Annotated in this window: 1 protein-coding gene and 1 pseudogene; one reads left to right on the forward strand and one right to left on the reverse strand. The window is 54.8% G+C overall.

Annotation, left to right across the window (positions count from 1 at the left end; translation table 11 throughout):
* Nucleotides 1-91: 91 nt before the first annotated feature.
* Nucleotides 92-370 carry a hypothetical protein gene (locus ALO64_RS09770; protein WP_004655093.1) on the reverse strand — a complete coding sequence of 93 codons (279 nt, stop codon included), beginning with the start codon at nt 368-370 and terminating at the stop codon, nt 92-94.
* A 203-nt stretch (nt 371-573) separates the two neighbouring features.
* On the opposite strand from ALO64_RS09770, the pseudogene ALO64_RS09775 reads away from it, so the two are divergent.
* Nucleotides 574-806: pseudogene (locus ALO64_RS09775) on the forward strand (ribbon-helix-helix domain-containing protein).
* Nucleotides 807-847 lie beyond the last annotated feature (41 nt).

An 847-nucleotide genomic window follows, 5' to 3' on the forward strand; every position in this document is an offset into this window, starting at 1 on the left:
TTTTGCAGCGCCTCCTTAAGGATTCACACTTGGGAGCAGCTCTACAATGACGCGGCCGCTGTGAAAACTTTGTGAAGAGTATTCACTGTTTTCACTTTTTTTCCGGCTGGATGGTGTTGGTCACTTCGGACGTCGGCACGAAGGTCTTCGATTCTTCGGCAGCCGCTTCCTTGGACGCAGCTTTGTCCTTGGCCGCTTCGGTGTTCTCTTTGGCAGCCTCGTTCACTTTGTCCTGGGCAGACTCCATCTTCTCCTGGGATTTCTCCTGATGAGCCTGAGCGTCCTGTGCTTTCTGTTCGGATTTGCTGTCGCAGGCAGCCAGACCCAGAGTGGCGGCGATGATGAGGGCGGAGGCAGTAAACTTGAGCACGTAATTTTCCTTGTGGAAGCAAATGTATGGCTTCGATGGTGGGGAGGGAAAATTAGTTCAACGGGATGGGGGTGGCAGGGCTCTGGATGGCTGGTCTTGATTTGCTCGAAGCACTGGGCTTCCGCGCTGCGTAACGCATGTGTGAGCATGCCTCTTCCAGGCGAAGGCCTCTCGCAGTCGATAAACGATTTTGGAGTTCAAGTATGGAGACCGTACGGATGACCGATCAAAAGGGCGCTTTAATAAGCGCGCAGACTGAAGTGGGCACGTACACCAGCGACAGCCAACATATTCGCGACTTGATTCGTCGCGAACAGGCCCGGAGCGCAGACATCGAAGCCACCCGGCTTGCGCTGATGAAGGCGAGTCCAGCGGGGCGCCTCGTCCATTCAGCGTAGATGAATTCAAACGGAGAATGTTGAAGGCGAATGGCTGAGTATCGTTTCGCCCAGACAACAAAAAGCCCGCACGAGGCGG

Source organism: Pseudomonas meliae (assembly GCF_001400515.1).
Taxonomy (GTDB): domain Bacteria; phylum Pseudomonadota; class Gammaproteobacteria; order Pseudomonadales; family Pseudomonadaceae; genus Aquipseudomonas; species Aquipseudomonas amygdali.